The organism is Zobellia galactanivorans (assembly GCF_000973105.1).
Lineage (GTDB): Bacteria > Bacteroidota > Bacteroidia > Flavobacteriales > Flavobacteriaceae > Zobellia > Zobellia galactanivorans.
Genome location: NC_015844.1, coordinates 2,134,405 through 2,150,380 on the forward strand (window position 1 = coordinate 2,134,405; position 15,976 = coordinate 2,150,380).

The 15,976-nt window shown below is 44.4% G+C and carries 14 protein-coding genes; 10 read left to right on the forward strand and 4 right to left on the reverse strand.

The annotated features are described in order from the left end of the window. Positions 1-38 precede the first annotated feature (38 nt). Positions 39-839, forward strand: a complete 801-nt coding sequence (locus ZOBGAL_RS08610; RefSeq protein WP_013993178.1) for a hypothetical protein — start codon at positions 39-41, stop codon at positions 837-839. Between the two features lie 194 nt (positions 840-1,033). Here ZOBGAL_RS08610 and ZOBGAL_RS08615 read toward each other — a convergent pair whose 3' ends face one another. Together ZOBGAL_RS08615 and ZOBGAL_RS08620 are read right to left on the reverse strand one after the other, a co-directional pair. Next, positions 1,034-2,014 carry a succinylglutamate desuccinylase/aspartoacylase family protein gene (locus ZOBGAL_RS08615; protein WP_013993179.1) on the reverse strand — a complete coding sequence of 327 codons (981 nt, stop codon included), beginning with the start codon at positions 2,012-2,014 and terminating at the stop codon, positions 1,034-1,036. Positions 2,015-2,040: 26 nt separating this feature from the next. Next, positions 2,041-2,931 carry a RimK family alpha-L-glutamate ligase gene (locus ZOBGAL_RS08620; RefSeq protein WP_046287413.1) on the reverse strand — a complete coding sequence of 297 codons (891 nt, stop codon included), beginning with the start codon at positions 2,929-2,931 and terminating at the stop codon, positions 2,041-2,043. A gap of 285 nt (positions 2,932-3,216) precedes the next feature. Between ZOBGAL_RS08620 and ZOBGAL_RS08625 the strand changes: the two genes are divergently transcribed. The 5 genes from ZOBGAL_RS08625 to ZOBGAL_RS08645 all read left to right on the forward strand — a co-directional run bounded on the left by ZOBGAL_RS08625 (position 3,217) and on the right by ZOBGAL_RS08645 (position 7,841). Continuing rightward, on the forward strand, positions 3,217-3,885 hold the full coding sequence (locus tag ZOBGAL_RS08625) for a succinate dehydrogenase cytochrome b subunit (RefSeq protein ID WP_013993182.1): 669 nt from the start codon (positions 3,217-3,219) through the stop codon (positions 3,883-3,885). A 2-nt stretch (positions 3,886-3,887) separates the two neighbouring features. Continuing rightward, positions 3,888-5,891, forward strand: a complete 2,004-nt coding sequence (locus ZOBGAL_RS08630) for a fumarate reductase/succinate dehydrogenase flavoprotein subunit (protein ID WP_013993183.1) — start codon at positions 3,888-3,890, stop codon at positions 5,889-5,891. Between the two features lie 6 nt (positions 5,892-5,897). Then, positions 5,898-6,644: a succinate dehydrogenase/fumarate reductase iron-sulfur subunit gene (locus ZOBGAL_RS08635; protein ID WP_013993184.1), complete on the forward strand. Its 747-nt coding sequence runs from the start codon at positions 5,898-5,900 to the stop codon at positions 6,642-6,644. A gap of 89 nt (positions 6,645-6,733) precedes the next feature. Beyond that, on the forward strand, positions 6,734-7,204 hold the full coding sequence (locus ZOBGAL_RS08640) for a very short patch repair endonuclease (protein WP_013993185.1): 471 nt from the start codon (positions 6,734-6,736) through the stop codon (positions 7,202-7,204). A gap of 91 nt (positions 7,205-7,295) precedes the next feature. Continuing rightward, positions 7,296-7,841, forward strand: a complete 546-nt coding sequence (locus ZOBGAL_RS08645; protein ID WP_013993186.1) for a type 1 glutamine amidotransferase domain-containing protein — start codon at positions 7,296-7,298, stop codon at positions 7,839-7,841. Between the two features lie 374 nt (positions 7,842-8,215). Here ZOBGAL_RS08645 and ZOBGAL_RS08650 read toward each other — a convergent pair whose 3' ends face one another. After that, a complete protein-coding gene (locus tag ZOBGAL_RS08650; protein ID WP_013993187.1) occupies positions 8,216-11,104 on the reverse strand; it encodes a beta propeller repeat protein in 2,889 nt (962 codons plus the stop codon). 380 nt (positions 11,105-11,484) lie between these two features. Between ZOBGAL_RS08650 and ZOBGAL_RS08655 the strand changes: the two genes are divergently transcribed. The 4 genes from ZOBGAL_RS08655 (at position 11,485) to aqpZ (ending at position 14,581) form a co-directional block, all read left to right on the forward strand. Beyond that, on the forward strand, positions 11,485-12,777 hold the full coding sequence (locus ZOBGAL_RS08655) for an aminopeptidase P family protein (protein ID WP_046287833.1): 1,293 nt from the start codon (positions 11,485-11,487) through the stop codon (positions 12,775-12,777). Between the two features lie 9 nt (positions 12,778-12,786). Further along, complete coding sequence (locus tag ZOBGAL_RS08660; RefSeq protein ID WP_013993189.1) at positions 12,787-13,557, forward strand: exodeoxyribonuclease III; 771 nt, start codon at positions 12,787-12,789, stop codon at positions 13,555-13,557. A 3-nt stretch (positions 13,558-13,560) separates the two neighbouring features. Beyond that, positions 13,561-13,734, forward strand: coding sequence for a hypothetical protein (locus ZOBGAL_RS23670; RefSeq protein ID WP_013993190.1), 174 nt, complete (start codon positions 13,561-13,563; stop codon positions 13,732-13,734). A 157-nt stretch (positions 13,735-13,891) separates the two neighbouring features. Then, positions 13,892-14,581, forward strand: coding sequence for an aquaporin Z (gene aqpZ, locus ZOBGAL_RS08665; protein WP_013993191.1), 690 nt, complete (start codon positions 13,892-13,894; stop codon positions 14,579-14,581). Between the two features lie 43 nt (positions 14,582-14,624). Here aqpZ and brnQ read toward each other — a convergent pair whose 3' ends face one another. Further along, the gene (brnQ, locus tag ZOBGAL_RS08670; RefSeq protein WP_013993192.1) at positions 14,625-15,911 is read right to left on the reverse strand and encodes a branched-chain amino acid transport system II carrier protein; all 1,287 of its coding nucleotides are present in this window, start codon (positions 15,909-15,911) and stop codon (positions 14,625-14,627) included. Positions 15,912-15,976: the final 65 nt, after the last annotated feature.

Sequence of the window (15,976 nt, forward strand, 5' to 3'; positions counted from 1 at the left end):
CCTTTCGAAATAACCCTGTGTCGTACTAATAATTTAAAATGAAACAGCTACATACAAATAAGTCCCTTCTAGTTTACGTGTTGATATTTTGGATCGTAGGGTGTTCAAAAGAGAACGATAAATCGAAAATTGAAGAAGCTGGGGTCGAAAAGGAGACCGGACTTCCGCACCAGATAACCATAGATTACAACGACGATCAAACCGTAGCGTATACAATAGCCTATAACGGGGCAAAACAGATACTTACATTGGAAATGTATCGAGACTCCGGGGGTGATAGATACCATACTTTTTCTGAATTTCAGTACGATGCGAATGGAAACCTAATGGCGGTTTTTTTTGAAGATGTACCCAATGGGACTGGGTATGAAATGTTCTTTACCTATACGGGAGCGGATACTCTTTCCGACGTGGCCGTATTTTATGGCGGGTCGCAGCAAGACACCGAATTCTTGCACGATGTGCCGAACCATAGATACCGACTTAACTACGATATGGGCCTTTCTATAACCCTTGGCTTTGATTCCGATATGAATATAGGGGAAGTTGGTGTTGGCGAAACCCAGCTGGAACTTGTAACCAGTAATTCGGAAAAAGGTCTTTTCCACGAAGCCGATATTTCTACGACCATGTTGCTTTGGTATGCCAATACCTACTACTTGAACCCTTCGGAACTGTACTTTTTAAACAAGAAGAACATCATATCCTACGGATATGGGGAGTATGGTTTTACTTATGAAAATGAGGTCAGGAACGAAAATGGGCAACTGGTGAGTTTTTCGGTTGTATCCGATTCTGAAGGCGTTCCGCCCGTTGACTATAGCATAGACTATGATTGATGCAGAACAGGATTTGGGTGTTGTTTTAAAACGTGTTCCCCATTAACCGACCTTGAGGTCGGTTTTTCTTTTCGTTTTTTTTGTAAAAATTTGGTTTCGACAGGCAAATGGTTTGCCTTTACCGACCAAAGACGCAAAGCATGTAGGTTTTGGGACTTTTAAAAGTTTATTGGACCAAGGGGTCTGGGTTAGGGCTACCGGCGTTTAAGTTCTACGGTTTTTTTTCCGACATGAAAAAGAGCCTCTCCTTGGTTAACCACGGCCTGATGGTTGATGCAAAATATGAGTCCGTCAAAAGGTGCCTTGATGGTTTTTGTATGTTTGGCGTAGGTATCGGAAACGATGCCCAATATCTGTCCTTTGTGAACTTCACTGCCATTCGATATTTTGGGTATGAACATACCTGCAGTTGGGGCCCTGAGCCATTTCCGGATATCTATATGGGCGGTTTTGCTGCGTTGTACGTAAGGAGGGGCTATGGGCTGTGCCATGCCGAAGTGGCTCATAATATTTAAAATGCCTTGCATTCCTTCGAGAATGGAGTAATCGTCAAGCCGCATACTCTCCCCGGCTTCATAAACGATAGTGGGTTTTTTCATCAAGAAGGCGGCATTTCTAAAAGAACCTTTTATCAACTTTGAAGGGAAGGAAATTGGGGCATTGAAAATTTCCGCCAGTTTTGCGCTCTCTTCATCCTTTTCGGTATAGCGTACCTGTGGAAAATTGTGTCTTTGGCTTCCTCCGGTATGTAGGTCGATACCGTAGTCGATTTGGTTAAGGATGGAAGTCATATAATGATAGGCGATACGTCCGGCCATAGAACCCGATTTGGTGCCTGGAAAGCTACGGTTGACATCCTTCCCGTCAGGAACATCCCTTGAAAAGTGGATAAAACCAAAAATATTCAATACCGGCACCGCTATAATGGCGCCTGCACTAATATGGAATAGTTTTTCGGCCAACATGCGCCTTACGATTTCAATTCCGTTGATCTCGTCTCCGTGTAGTCCGGCCTGGACCAAAAGGGTCGGCCCTGGTTTTTTGGCATTGAAAACATATGCAGGTATATCGATCAAGGTTCCGGTGGGCAAACGGTCGATAGGAATTTTCAGCAACTTGTTTTCACCGGGCTTTACGCTTTCACCTCCAATGGTTATGGTTTTATTTTTGTGCATAGGGTACTAGTAACTTTTTATATAGGCTATCGTTTTCTTTTGCGGCAACTACGTTCAACGAACAAAATGATTTCTTTGGCAACGTTTACCCCCGATACCGATTCAATGCCCTGTAATCCGGGAGAGGCGTTCACTTCCAATAGTAAAGGGCCTTTTTTTGAGCGGATCAGGTCAACCCCTGCCACCCCTAGACCGATGTATTTGGCGGCATTTAGTGCCATGTCCTGTTCTTTGGAAGAAAGCTTAACCGTTTGCGTGGTGCCACCGCGGTGTAGGTTCGACCGAAAATCATCGAGCTCACAGCTGCGTTTCATGGCGGCAACAATCTTATCGCCAACTACAAAGACGCGAATGTCTTCGCCATTGCTTTCTTTGATGTATTCTTGAACAAGAATATGGGTTTCCATTTTGTAGAAGGTGTCGATGATCGATTTTGCCGATTTTTTGGTTTCGGCGAGTATCACCCCTAAACCTTGGGTGCCTTCCTGTAATTTGATGACTACCGGGGCACCTCCTAAAGCGTCGATTTGTGCCGAGATATTTTCGGGGTCGATAGAGAATAGGGTATCGGGTACGGCAATTTTATTATGGGCTACGATTTGAAGGGCCCTTGCCTTGTTTCGCGCCCTAGAAATGCCCAAGGAGTGCGCCGTACTGAAAACACGGTTCATCTCAAATTGTTTGACAACGGCGACCCCATGTCGGGTGACCTTTGTTCCGATACGGGGTATGATGGCATCAAAGGCATCGATGATGTTTTCCTGGCGAAAGATAATCTGGGGCGGGTGGGCTCCTATCTTTATGGCGCATTTGGTATGGTCGACCCATTCGATATAATGTCCCAGCTTTTTGGCTTCATCCGCTATTCGCCGGGTTGAATAGACGTTCATACTCATTGATAGTAGGCCAATATCCATAATTAAAAGAGAAGGTTAGTGGTCGTTTGCGACTTGAATATCGGTCAAAAATTGCAATAAGACGAAGGACAAGGAAAAAAATATAGGGGCGACTTCTTTTTTGTAGCTGACGTCATGGCGTGGCCCGATAGTGTTCAAAGACTATGCGGGCCTTGGCACATGGGTAGGGAAGGCTTGCTTAAAACGTTTCTAAATACCTTTACTAAATGCCCAAAAGTTTGTTAAAGCCGAGCTTATGCCCTAATTTTGTGAACAGTCTTTAAACTAACTCCAACTTATTATAAAATGAGCGGATTGACAAAATCTTCGATAGCCCGAAAAGTGGTCATGGCCCTATCGGGTCTTTTTTTGGTCTTTTTTCTTTTGCAACACTTTATTATCAACATTACTTCGGTAATTGCACCCGACACGTTCAACGAGTGGTCTCATTTCATGGGTTACAACGGGTTGGTCCAGTACATTCTTCAGCCTGTTTTGATTGCTGGGGTTATAGTGCATTTTGCCATGGGTATTGCATTGGAGATAAAAAACAACAAGGCCAGGGCAATTAAGTACAAACAATACAAGGGTAGTGCCAATGCTTCTTGGATGTCGAGAAACATGATCATCACGGGCTTGGTCGTACTTGCCTTTCTCGGGTTGCACTTGTACGACTTTTGGATACATGAGATAACCTATAAGTATATAGAGGTGGGTCCTGAAGACCCGACCCGTTACCTTGAGGAAACGGTACATAAGTTCGAGCCTTTCGCGCGTACTATAATCTATGTTATTTCATTTGTACTCTTGTCATTACACCTATGGCACGGTTTTGCCTCGTCTTTTCAAACTATGGGTGTCAATAACAAGTATTCGGCCGGCATACAGACTTTTACAAAAATATATGCGATAGTTATTCCTTTGGGATTCATATTTATCGCGCTATACCATCATTTTAACCCAATAACACATTAATTATGGGCATATTGGATTCTAAAGTTCCTAAAGGGCCATTGGCCAATAAATGGACCCAACATAAAAACGACATTAATCTTGTAAACCCCGCCAACAAGCGTAATATTGATATTATCGTTGTGGGTACCGGACTTGCAGGTGGTTCCGCCGCTGCTACTTTAGCGGAATTGGGCTATAACGTAAAAACTTTTTGTTATCAAGATTCCCCACGTAGGGCTCACTCCATTGCTGCTCAAGGAGGGATCAATGCGGCGAAGAATTATCAAGGGGATGGCGATAGTGCCTATAGACTCTTTTATGATACGATAAAAGGGGGCGATTATCGTTCGCGTGAAGCCAACGTATATCGTTTAGCGGAAGAATCGGCCAACATAATCGATCAATGTGTGGCACAAGGTGTACCCTTCGCCAGGGAATACGGCGGATTGCTCGACAACCGTTCTTTTGGTGGTGTACTCGTTTCGCGTACCTTTTATGCCAAGGGACAAACCGGCCAACAGTTATTGTTAGGGGCTTATGCCGCAATGAATAGACAGATCAATCGCGGTAAGATCAAAGCGTATAACCGTCATGAAATGATGGATTTGGTGCTTGTCGACGGAAAAGCAAGGGGTATCATTGCCCGTAATTTGGTTACCGGCGAAATTGAGCGTCATTCGGCACATGCCGTAGTTTTGGCTACAGGGGGATATGGAAACGTATTCTTCTTGTCTACCAATGCTATGGGCAGTAATGTGATGGCGGCTTGGAGGGCACACCGTAGGGGAGCCTTTTTCGCGAACCCATGTTTTACGCAGATTCACCCAACCTGTATTCCGGTTTCCGGAGATCATCAATCTAAGTTGACCCTGATGTCGGAATCACTTCGTAACGATGGACGGATTTGGGTGCCAAAACGTATCGATGATGCCATTGCCATTCGGGAAGGTCGGTTAAAACCAGTCCAACTAAAAGAAGAAGATCGTGATTACTACCTAGAACGAAGATATCCCGCATTCGGAAACTTGGTGCCTCGTGATGTGGCATCGCGTGCAGCAAAAGAACGTTGTGATGCCGGTTTCGGAGTGAATAAAACCGGGGAGGCCGTTTATTTGGATTTTGCTTCGGCCATTCAACGTTACGGTAAGGAAGAGGCCCTTACTCACGGTATCAAGAATCCTGATGAGAAAGAAATAACACGCTTGGGTAAAAAGGTCATCGAGGCCAAATACGGAAACCTTTTTCAGATGTACGAAAAAATCGTTGACGAGAATCCGTATGAAACTCCAATGATGATATATCCAGCGGTTCACTATACCATGGGCGGACTATGGGTCGATTATAACCTACAGACTACCATAGAGGGTTGCTACTGTGCGGGCGAGGCGAACTTTAGTGATCACGGGGCCAACCGTTTGGGGGCTTCGGCACTGATGCAAGGTCTTGCTGACGGCTATTTCGTATTGCCATATACTATCGGCGATTATTTGTCGAAAGATATTAGAACTGGTGCCATACCTACCGACTTGCCCGAGTTTGAAGCTACAGAAGCTGCGGTAAAAGAGCGTTTGCAAAAATTGATGTCGGGTAGTGGACAGCACTCCGTAGATTATTACCACAAGAAACTAGGAAAGATCATGTGGGATAAATGTGGTATGGCAAGAAACGCAAAAGGGCTTCAAGAGGCCATTGAAGAGATTGCCGCCCTAAGGGCCGATTTTTGGGAGAATGTAAAAATACCCGGTAAGGCCGATGGAATGAACCAAGAATTGGAAAAAGCGGGCCGTGTGGCCGATTTCCTAGAACTAGGCGAACTCTTCGCTAAAGATGCCCTTACTAGAAACGAATCTTGTGGAGGTCACTTTAGGGAAGAATACCAGACCCCTGAAGGTGAAGCGCTACGTGACGATGAAAACTTTAAGTTCGTTTCCGCTTGGGAGTACAAAGGCGAGCCTAAAGATGCCGTCTTGCACAAGGAAGAGTTGGTGTACGAAAATATCGAGTTGAAGACAAGAAGTTATAAATAGATAGCTATGAAGCTTAATTTAAAAATATGGCGTCAAAAAGATGCTAAGACCAAAGGTGAATTAGTCGATTATACCTTAAAAGGTATAGAGGGCGATATGTCTTTTCTTGAGATGTTAGACGTGCTCAACGAACAATTGATCAATAAAGGAGAAGAGCCGGTACAATTCGACCATGATTGTCGTGAAGGTATCTGTGGAGCATGTTCATTACAGATTAATGGTGAGCCCCATGGGCCTGACCGTTTGGTTACCACCTGTCAATTGCATATGCGAAAATTCAACGATGGCGATACGATCGTTATTGAACCGTTTCGTGCAACCGCCTTTCCGGTAATCACCGATTTAGTGGTAGATAGAAGTGCTTTTGATAGAATTCAACAAGCAGGTGGCTATATTTCCGTGAACACTTCAGGAAATACCGTAGACGCCAATGCTATTCCTATTAACAAGCACGATGCCGATGAAGCCATGGATGCGGCAACCTGTATTGGTTGTGGTGCTTGTGTGGCGGCTTGTAAGAATGCAAGTGCCATGTTGTTCACTTCGGCCAAGGTATCGCAGTTTGCGTTGTTGCCCCAAGGACGGGTAGAGGCCGTAGACCGTGTGCAGAATATGGTGCGCCAAATGGACTTGGAAGGTTTCGGAAACTGTACCAATACCGGTGCGTGCGAAGTGGAATGTCCTAAGGGAATTTCCTTGAAGAACATCGCCCGTATGAACCGCGAATATTTAAGCGCGTCCGTAAAAGGATAAAAATACGAGTGCCTATCCGGTACCGTTAAAACAATATAAAATCCCAAACTTCTCTTTATGGAGTTTGGGATTTTTTGTTATTTTAAACCATGCCCAAAGACTATCCCAAAGAACGAATTAAAGTGCCCCGTTTCAACGAGGAATCGGGTTTCTACACGACGGCCAAGCGCTCTAAGATCATGAGCAAGATCAAAGGAAAGAATACCAAGCCCGAACTGGCCTTTCGTAAAGCCTTGTACGCAGCAGGCTACCGCTACCGTATCGATTATAAGAAACTTATCGGTAAGCCCGACATCGCCTTAAAAAAGTATAAGACGGTCATATTTATAGATGGGGAATATTGGCACGGCTATAATTGGGAAGAACGAAAGCCCAAGGTTAAGACCAACCGTGAGTTTTGGATTGCTAAAATAGAGCGGAACATTCAACGCGACGAAGAGGTCAATGTTGAATTGGAACGGTTGGGGTATAAAGTATTCCGGTTTTGGGAAACCGAAATAAAAAAGGAACTGGATAGATGTCTGGGTGCTGTACTTCAGCATTTACGGTCGCTTCAATAGAGCAAGCATCTATTTGTTTTCCGTCAAGCTATCCTTATGCTTACACCTAAATTGCGGTATAACGAATTATAAATCATTAAAAATTATACCTATGAAGAGGATAGCCATATTAGCTACAAATGGATTTGAAGAAAGTGAATTGAAATCTCCCAAGGAGGCCATGGAGAAAGAAGGCTTTCAAGTGGATATCGTAAGCTTGGAATCTGGGGAAATCAAAGGATGGGCCGATGGTAATTGGTCCAATTCGTATAAAGTGGATAAGACTATAGACCAAGTGGCGGCAAAAGACTACAATGCCTTGATGTTGCCCGGGGGAGTCATTAATCCCGACAAACTGAGAAGGGAAGGGAAAGTATTGACTTTTGTAAGGGATTTTTTTAAGCAAGAGAAGCCCGTAGCGGCGATTTGTCATGCATCATGGACGCTCATTAGTGCCGAGGTGGTAAAAGGCCGTAAAATGACCAGTTTCCACTCTATAAAAGACGATTTGGTCAATGCCGGTGCCCATTGGGTTGATGAAGAGGTCGTAGTAGACCAAGGTTTTGTAACCAGTAGGAACCCTGACGATTTGCCTGCCTTCAATTCTAAGTTGGTAGAAGAGATCAAGGAAGGTAAGCATGAGGAACAACATGCCTAATCGATTCTAGGTCAAAGCATATAGAAAGTAATATAAAGTCCTTGCCTTGCGCAGGGACTTTTTTTATGGAAATAGAGAAGTTAAAGCTTTGATAAAGAGGTGTTTTGTCGAAGAAATTGACCGCTTGTGTTTTTCACAACACGGATGGACCGGTTCACAACAATAATTTAGATAGTAGCCTATACTGGCGTAGATTTACATTGTAATTAAGTGAGAGTAACGACCCCAAATCAATTCTTGAACTTAACCCCAACAAGTAACGAATCCCAAGTCCGCTACTTAACCTACGCAAGCTTACAAGAAATCCCGGTCCCCACCGGAAAAATCAAAACCTACTTAAAAAAAAGCTCCGATTCGGAGCTTTTTTATTTGTGTCATTTGATCTGAAACCTTGCTTCTTCCGAGGTGCGGTTGCCTTTGAGCTGTACGGTGTATTTCCCTTTTGGTAAATAGGTCTTTCCGTCTTTTGCTTCCTCAATTTTGGCTTTGTTTTTTTTAAGGTATGCCTCTAAACCCGTTTTCGAGAAGGCCAAGTCGTAGGAGAGAATATTCAATCCTTTGTCCGCTTGAAGCTCCGTCTCACTGACGACTAAGCCTTCTTCCGTTTTAATGATGGCTTCGTACGTATGGGGCTGGGCACTATAAAAGGTGATATCTAGGCCGGGCGTGTTCGCCTTGGCCCATGCACCGCTTGGGTTGCCCCAGTTTTTAAGGTGTTTGATATCTTCCAATTCAAACAGATGTAGGTCTTTCGCTAAGAGTTCGGTCGTCATTTTTTGTAAAGGGGCAATGTCCGCTTTGTAAATGCTTCTGCCGTGGGTGGCCACCAGAAGGTGTTTGGCCGTGGGTTGAATGGCAAGATCATGAACGGCTACGTTGGGCATCCCGTTTTGAAAGTTTTCCCAAGAACTTCCTTGGTCAAAGGAAACATAGAGCCCGTTGTCCGTACCCACAAATAAAAGGTTTTCGTTTTCGGGGTCTTCGATGATCACGTTTACCGGCGCATCTGGAATTCCCCCGGAAATTGAGGTCCAAGTATTTCCATAATCATCACTCTTGAAGACATAAGGCGTAAAATCGTCCCAGCGGTAGCCGTTTAGTGTAAGGTAGACACGCTCTTTTTTATGTTTGGAGGCTATAACGCGGCTTACCCAAAGATGGGCCTCTTTTTCAATATGCTTTGGGTTTTTGAATTCAGGGATATTGATGTTCTTTGAAATGTTTTCCCAACTGCCCCCTGCATTTTTTGATACGTGAACCAGGCCATCATCACTTCCGGTGTAAAGCAATCCAAAGCTAAAGGGAGATTCTGATAGGGCCGTTAGGGTGCCGTAGGCCACATTGCCTCCTTTACCGCCTCGGGTAAGGTCGGGCGAAATGGCTTCCCAATCGTCGCCTTGGTTCATGGAACGATGAAGCTTGTTGCCGCCTAGGTAAAGGATGTCTTGGTTGTGTGGTGAAAGCAAAATAGGGGTTTGCCAATTAAAACGGTAGGGGGCTTCACCCAATTCATGTTTCGGCTGGATGTAATGGCGCTTGCCTGTACTTTTGTCAATACGATAGTAGTTTCCGAATTGGTAACCCGTATATACGATTTTAGGATTGCGCTTGTCGATCTGGATCTGCATGCCGTCGCCTCCCATAAGGGACTTCCAAGGGTAGTCGCCGGTCTGGTGCCATCTTGAATTTTCCTTGGCATTGTGCGGTCCTTCCCATACCCCATTGTCCTGTAGTCCTCCATAGACGTGATAAGGCTTTTGGTCGTCAACGTTAATGGCGTAAAATTGTCCTACTGCAGGGGAGTTGTTCTTGGTCCAATGGGCTCCGTCGTCATAAGAAATATTGACGCCCCCATCGTTGCCATTGATCAAATGGCCCGGCATTTTGGGGTTCACCCATAAGGCGTGGTGGTCGGCATGAACGTTATCGCCATTAATGGATATATAGGTTTTTCCGCCATCGTCGGATCGGATAAGGGGTACTCCTCCCAAATATATTTTGTTGGCATCATAGGCCGCTACCCGTATTTCACCAAAATAGTAACCGTAGCTATAAAGCAGGCCATCGATATAGTCTTCATTCTGTTTTTGCCATGTTTTTCCTCCGTTGTCACTTCTGTACACCTCTGCACCGATAACGGGGGTGTCAAAAAGGGAAGTGTTGGCGTTTTCCAGATACTTGGTAATATCTATTGGGGCGACTACACCACTGCGTACCATTTGCTTAATGTTCTCGGCACGGTATTTTTCTTGAAAGCCATTGGTTTTGAGAAAAGCGTTGAGTTTTTTGTCATCGAGCTTTACAAAATCGTTTGCCGACATCGATTTGAAGTCCTCTTTTGTGAGTCCGTTCGACTTTGATTTCGGCACTTCAGTTTTCTCGCGGTGGTATTGATTGTCGAGGAGGGCGTAGACTGTATTTTCATCATAGACCGCCAAACCAATACGGCCGACGCCGAAACCGGTCGGGAATCCACTTCCCTCGTTTGATATTTTGGTCCAAGTGCTTCCTCCGTCAATACTTTTGTACAGGCCCGAGTCGTTACCGCTTCCTAAAAAATCCCATGCTTTACGATCTTTTTCCCATGCGGCCGCAAACAGTATATTGAAATTGCCCGGTACTTGGGCCAAATCGATGATTCCTGCCGTATCGCTAATAAAAAGGGTTTTCTTCCATGTCTTGCCGCCATCGGTCGTTTTGTAGACGCCCCTTTCGGTATTTGGCGAATACAGGTGTCCGGTAACACCGATTAAAACTTCGTCGGGGTTTTTATTGTTTATAAGGATGCGACCGATATGGTGCGAATCGCGCAGGCCCATATTTTGCCATGTCTTGCCTTGGTCGGTCGACTTTAAGATGCCGATGCCCGAATAGGAAGATCTTGAGGCGTTGTTTTCGCCTGTGCCGACCCATAGGGTACGCGTTTTCCAATGCACGGCAATATCACCGATGTTTTGGGTTTGTGAGCTGTCCATTACCGGAATGAAGGAGGTTCCGTTGTTGTTCGTGTACCACAGTCCGCCACTGGCATAGGCTACGTAAAATTCAATGGGATTGTCGGGATTAACGTCTACATCTACTACCCGACCGCTCATTATTGAAGGACCGATACTCTTTAGTGGAAGGTTTTTAACTAGGGAACGGTTGGCCATACGTGCCTTGAGTTCCAAGGCTTGAGCCCTGGTTTCCGCTGGGGTAGCCGTAATTTGAGATAGGCCTATTAAAGGGCAGATAAAGAGAAGGGAAAGGAAAAACGATTTCATGGGCAAACAGTTTTGCTATAGTTAGGAAAGTTAGCAAAACTCAAATATAAAAATAGGGTCGTTTACGGTAAATCTGAGATGTAGATCTGTTAAAACGTTTTATAATGATCAGTTGGGCAATAAATCGTTAAAAAAATGAGATACTGTTGCAGGAGAGCTTAAAATTTTGTTAATTTATTGGAAATAAGGAATTGAAACGATAATCAACCTAAGTTTCAAATTCATATGATGGTTTAAAGTTTCGTACAGAAACGGATGACTTTCAAATAAGTAACATAACCAACTTAAATTAGGGGCCCCAAAGGTTTTAACAAACCTTTGGGGCCTTACCATTTGAGAGTTGTCGTAAATCATTAATTTTGATCAAATTCAAAATAGATATGAAGTACGAGCAAATAAAGAGTAGTCTATTTGTAAAGAATAGGAAAAAATTCATGGCGGAAATGCAAGCGAAGAGCATTGCCGTTTTCAACTCTAACGATATATATCCCATTAGTGCCGACAGCACCTTACCTTTTGAGCAGCATAGGGATATCTTTTACCTAAGCGGTGCCGACCAAGAAGAGACTATTTTGGTCTTGTTTCCCGATGCAACGGTAAAAAAGCATCGTGAAATTCTCTTTGTACGTGAAACCAATGAACATATAGCCATTTGGGAAGGCGAAAAGCTGACCAAGGAGAAGGCGACCGAAGTTTCAGGAATTGAAACCATTTATTGGCTACAAGACTTTGATAAAGTGTTCTTCGATTTAATGACGGAGGCCGAAACCATCTACTTCAATACCAACGAGCACTATCGTCAGGCCGTCGAGACCCAAACCCGCGAAGATCGGTTTATTATAGAATGTAAACGCAAGTTTCCGGCCCATAAGGTGGCCAAAAGTAATCCTATCTTACAAAAGATACGGGGGGTAAAAGAACCTGAAGAAATCGAGTTGATGCAAACGGCCTGCAACATTACGGAAAAAGGCTTCCGTCGTGTGCTTGAGTTTGTAAAGCCCGGAGTTTGGGAGTACGAAATAGAAGCCGAATTGCTGCATGAGTTCATTCGAAACCGTTCAAAAGGTTTTGCGTATTCCCCTATTATCGCATCGGGAAACAATGCGAATGTACTCCACTATGTTGAAAATAACCAACAGTGCAAAAGCGGGGACCTGATTTTAATGGACGTTGCCGCCGAGTATGCCAATTATTCTAGTGACCTTACCCGAACCATACCTGTAAGCGGAAAGTTTACCCCACGACAAAAGGAGGTATACGAAGCGGTTCTTCGCGTTAAGAACGAAGCTACCAAAATGCTTGTTCCGGGAACTATTTGGGCCGAGTATCACGTGGAATGCGGAAAACTGATGACCTCCGAACTTTTAGGCTTGGGGCTATTGGACAAGGCCGATGTTCAGAACGAAAACAAAGATTGGCCCGCCTATAAAAAGTACTTTATGCACGGTACCAGTCACCATATCGGATTGAATACCCATGATTATGGCGAACTAAAGGCCCCTATGAAAGCCAATATGGTCTTTACCGTTGAGCCAGGTATCTATATCCCTGAAGAAAAAATGGGTATACGTATCGAAGATGATGTGGTAATCCAAGAGAGTGGCGAACCGTTCAACCTAATGGCCAATATTCCTATTGAAGTCGAGGAAATTGAAGAATTGATGAACCAATAATACCGCATTATGAAATTAGTATCGTGGAATGTTAATGGAATAAGGGCCTCGGTGAAAAAGGGCTTTGAAGAAGTTGTATCAAGTTTTGATGCGGATGTGTTCTGTGTTCAGGAAACCAAGGCCCAAGACGATCAGGTTAAAGAAGCCTTGGCGGGGATTTCCGATTACGAGTTGTTTTGTAACAGTGCCGAAAAAAAAGGCTATTCCGGTACGGCAATCCTTTCCAAGAAAAAACCACTGACCTTTACCGTCGATATGGGAAAAGAGGAACACGATACCGAAGGGCGGATTACCCATGTAGAGTACGAAGAATTCCATTTGGTCAATGTATATGTGCCCAATAGTGGCAGTGGTCTAAAGCGATTGGATTATAGGTCGATATGGGACAAGGATTTTACGGCCTATCTTAAAAAGTTGTCGGAGAGCAAACCCTTGATAATTACGGGGGACTTCAATGTGGCCCATACCGCCAACGATTTGGCCAACCCTAAGTCCAATTACAATAAAACCTCGGGCTTTACACAGGTAGAGATAGATGGCTTTGATGCTATATTAAAAGAGTTGAACTTGGTAGATAGTTTTAGAACCTTGCACCCGACCACCTTTCATAAATACACTTTTTGGAGTATGCGCGGAGGCGCCCGTGGGCGTAATGTTGGTTGGCGTATCGATTATTTTTTGGTCAGTGAATCTATCTGGCCCAAGGTTCAATCAGCTGAAATTCACGATCAGGTAATGGGAAGCGACCATTGCCCTATTAGTCTTGAAATATCATTTTAGGGTATGGGTATGTTTCTATTTTGGCAAGATGTTTCCGAAATCGAAAAGAAAATCGAAGCGGCCCCGGATAATGCCTATGAAATAGGTTTGACCATAGGTACCTACCTTCCATTTGTAGTTTTGGCCTTGGTGGCCTATGCCCTTTACTACTTCTCTAAAAAAAGTAGAAAAGACTAAGAAGGGGAGAACCCTTTATCTCAATAATCCAATTTCTATTGAAGTGGGAAAAGTAAATCGTTCAATAAAAAAGTAATCTTTAACTTACAAAAATAAACTTAAAATTTTGCTACCTTAGGGTTGTACTTTTGTATAACCATTAACTAAATATTTCAAAATGAAGAAATTAGTAGCAGAATTTATCGGTACCCTTTGGTTGGTTCTAGGGGGGTGTGGAAGCGCAGTATTGGCTGCAGGTTTTCCTGAATTGGGAATTGGCTTTGTGGGCGTGGCCCTTGCATTTGGTCTAACGGTCGTGACCATGGCCTACGCCATTGGCCATATTTCGGGCTGCCATTTGAATCCCGCGGTATCCATTGGTCTTTGGATCGGTGGCCGTTTTGATGTAAAGGACCTGGTTCCTTATATCGTAGCCCAGGTATTGGGCGGTATCGCCGGCGCAGGTATCTTGTATGTTATTGCTTCCGGCCAACCCGGATTTGAATTGGGCGGCTTTGCCGCGAACGGTTATGGCGAACACTCCCCGGGAGGCTATAGTATGATGGCGGCCTTGGTGTGCGAGGTGGTAATGACCTTTATCTTTTTGTTCGTAATTCTTGGTTCTACCTATACACAGGCGCCAAGAGGTTTTGCGGGATTGGCCATCGGTCTTTGTTTGACGTTGATCCACCTTATCAGTATACCGGTCACGAATACTTCGGTAAACCCGGCCCGTAGTACGAGCCAGGCGATATTCGTGGGCGATTGGGCCTTGGGTGAACTGTGGTTGTTTTGGGTGGCCCCGATCGTTGGTGCCGCACTGGCAGGACTCGTTTACAAAGCGCTTTCCCCAGAGATCGCGGAATAAGCTTACTGAAAATAGTTTAAGTGGTGAAGCCGGCAGGGGTAGTTTAGGTCTGTTCTTTATCGAGCACATTGACCATTGCAAAAACCGCCCCTGCCGGTAATACCCATCCTAGGCTATAGGTGCTCAAAGGAATGAACGTTTGTACGTACGATAAGGCTTCGGCAAAGCCAATGCTTCCCAAGAAATCGGGAATGCTAAAGATAATGGTGGTAAGTACCACTGCCCGAAACACTTTTTGGGAAGCCAATTTATCCGGCGCTATATTTAAAAGAATAAGCACAATGGTAATCGGGTAGATGAACATAAGGGCGGGGAGGGCTACCGCAATTATATAGCCCACATTAAATTGGCCCATCACTATTCCTAAAATACAACCTAGTATGGCCGTAGTTAAATATACGGTTTGGGAATCGTGAAAACGATACTTGATAAAATCGGCCGTTCCCGTTACTATACCTACAGCGGTAGTAAAGCAGGCAAGACTGACCAAAATACTTAAAAACCAATTGGCGGTGCCGCCCAAGGTTTTGGTGCTGATTCCGCCCAATAAGGCGGTACGTGAAATATCGGCACTAAATTCACCGTGCATAAGCGCCCCGGTAACAATGAGTCCGGCATAAATTAGAAAGAGGCTTAGGCCTGCCAACCAGCCTGAGCGCCTGATGAGCACTTTCTTTTCTTCATAGGTGGCTTCTTTTTTCCTTAGGTTGATCGAAATGATGATCACGCCGCCCACTACTACGGCACCTATGGCGTCAAAAGTCTGATAGCCCTCAAGAATACCTTCTGAAAACGGATTTTGAAATACGGTTTCGTCAAATGCAAAATTATAGGAAAAAATGGCCGTACCTATTATAAGGAACAAAATAAGGATAATGGCCGGCGTTAAAAGCTTCCCGAGAATATTCAGAATTTTTGAGCGATTGATTACGAAAACGAATACCAGGGAGAAATAGATAATACTGGTGAGTAGGGGAGGCGAGTTGAAAAAAGGTTCGATCGCCATTTCATGGGTAACCGCTGCCGTTCGTGGTGAAGGCAGGCTAATGGAGATGGCGTAAATTAACAAAGAATAGACAAGGCTAAAGGTGGGGGACACTTTCTTGCCAAAATCGAATATGGTGCCCTGAAGTTTGGCGTGTGCCATAATGCCCATAATGGGAATGAGTACGGCGGAGGCACAAAAGCCCAAGGCAACGAGCCACCACAGGTCCCCCGATTGATTTCCTAACAAGGGAGGTAGTATGAGATTGCCGGCCCCAAAGAATAAAGAGAATAGCGCAAATGCGGTTACTAAAACCTCTTTGGTTTCCTTTCTTATAAGATACATCGAGAAAAAATATTAAGGTACTTCACGGCTAACTATCCATTGCTTGCTTGGCACTTCATCGAAAA

Excerpts from the sequence above, each read along its gene's own strand:
- ZOBGAL_RS08610 (WP_013993178.1), top strand. The coding sequence starts at position 39 with ATGAAACAGCTACATACAAATAAGTCCCTTCTAGTTTACGTGTTGATA.
- ZOBGAL_RS08615 (WP_013993179.1), bottom strand. The coding sequence starts at position 2,014 with ATGCACAAAAATAAAACCATAACCATTGGAGGTGAAAGCGTAAAGCCC.
- ZOBGAL_RS08620 (WP_046287413.1), bottom strand. The coding sequence starts at position 2,931 with ATGGATATTGGCCTACTATCAATGAGTATGAACGTCTATTCAACCCGG.
- ZOBGAL_RS08625 (WP_013993182.1), top strand. The coding sequence starts at position 3,217 with ATGAGCGGATTGACAAAATCTTCGATAGCCCGAAAAGTGGTCATGGCC.
- ZOBGAL_RS08630 (WP_013993183.1), top strand. The coding sequence starts at position 3,888 with ATGGGCATATTGGATTCTAAAGTTCCTAAAGGGCCATTGGCCAATAAA.
- ZOBGAL_RS08635 (WP_013993184.1), top strand. The coding sequence starts at position 5,898 with ATGAAGCTTAATTTAAAAATATGGCGTCAAAAAGATGCTAAGACCAAA.
- ZOBGAL_RS08640 (WP_013993185.1), top strand. The coding sequence starts at position 6,734 with ATGCCCAAAGACTATCCCAAAGAACGAATTAAAGTGCCCCGTTTCAAC.
- ZOBGAL_RS08645 (WP_013993186.1), top strand. The coding sequence starts at position 7,296 with ATGAAGAGGATAGCCATATTAGCTACAAATGGATTTGAAGAAAGTGAA.
- ZOBGAL_RS08650 (WP_013993187.1), bottom strand. The coding sequence starts at position 11,104 with ATGAAATCGTTTTTCCTTTCCCTTCTCTTTATCTGCCCTTTAATAGGC.
- ZOBGAL_RS08655 (WP_046287833.1), top strand. The coding sequence starts at position 11,485 with ATGAAGTACGAGCAAATAAAGAGTAGTCTATTTGTAAAGAATAGGAAA.
- ZOBGAL_RS08660 (WP_013993189.1), top strand. The coding sequence starts at position 12,787 with ATGAAATTAGTATCGTGGAATGTTAATGGAATAAGGGCCTCGGTGAAA.
- ZOBGAL_RS23670 (WP_013993190.1), top strand. The coding sequence starts at position 13,561 with ATGGGTATGTTTCTATTTTGGCAAGATGTTTCCGAAATCGAAAAGAAA.
- aqpZ (WP_013993191.1), top strand. The coding sequence starts at position 13,892 with ATGAAGAAATTAGTAGCAGAATTTATCGGTACCCTTTGGTTGGTTCTA.
- brnQ (WP_013993192.1), bottom strand. The coding sequence starts at position 15,911 with ATGTATCTTATAAGAAAGGAAACCAAAGAGGTTTTAGTAACCGCATTT.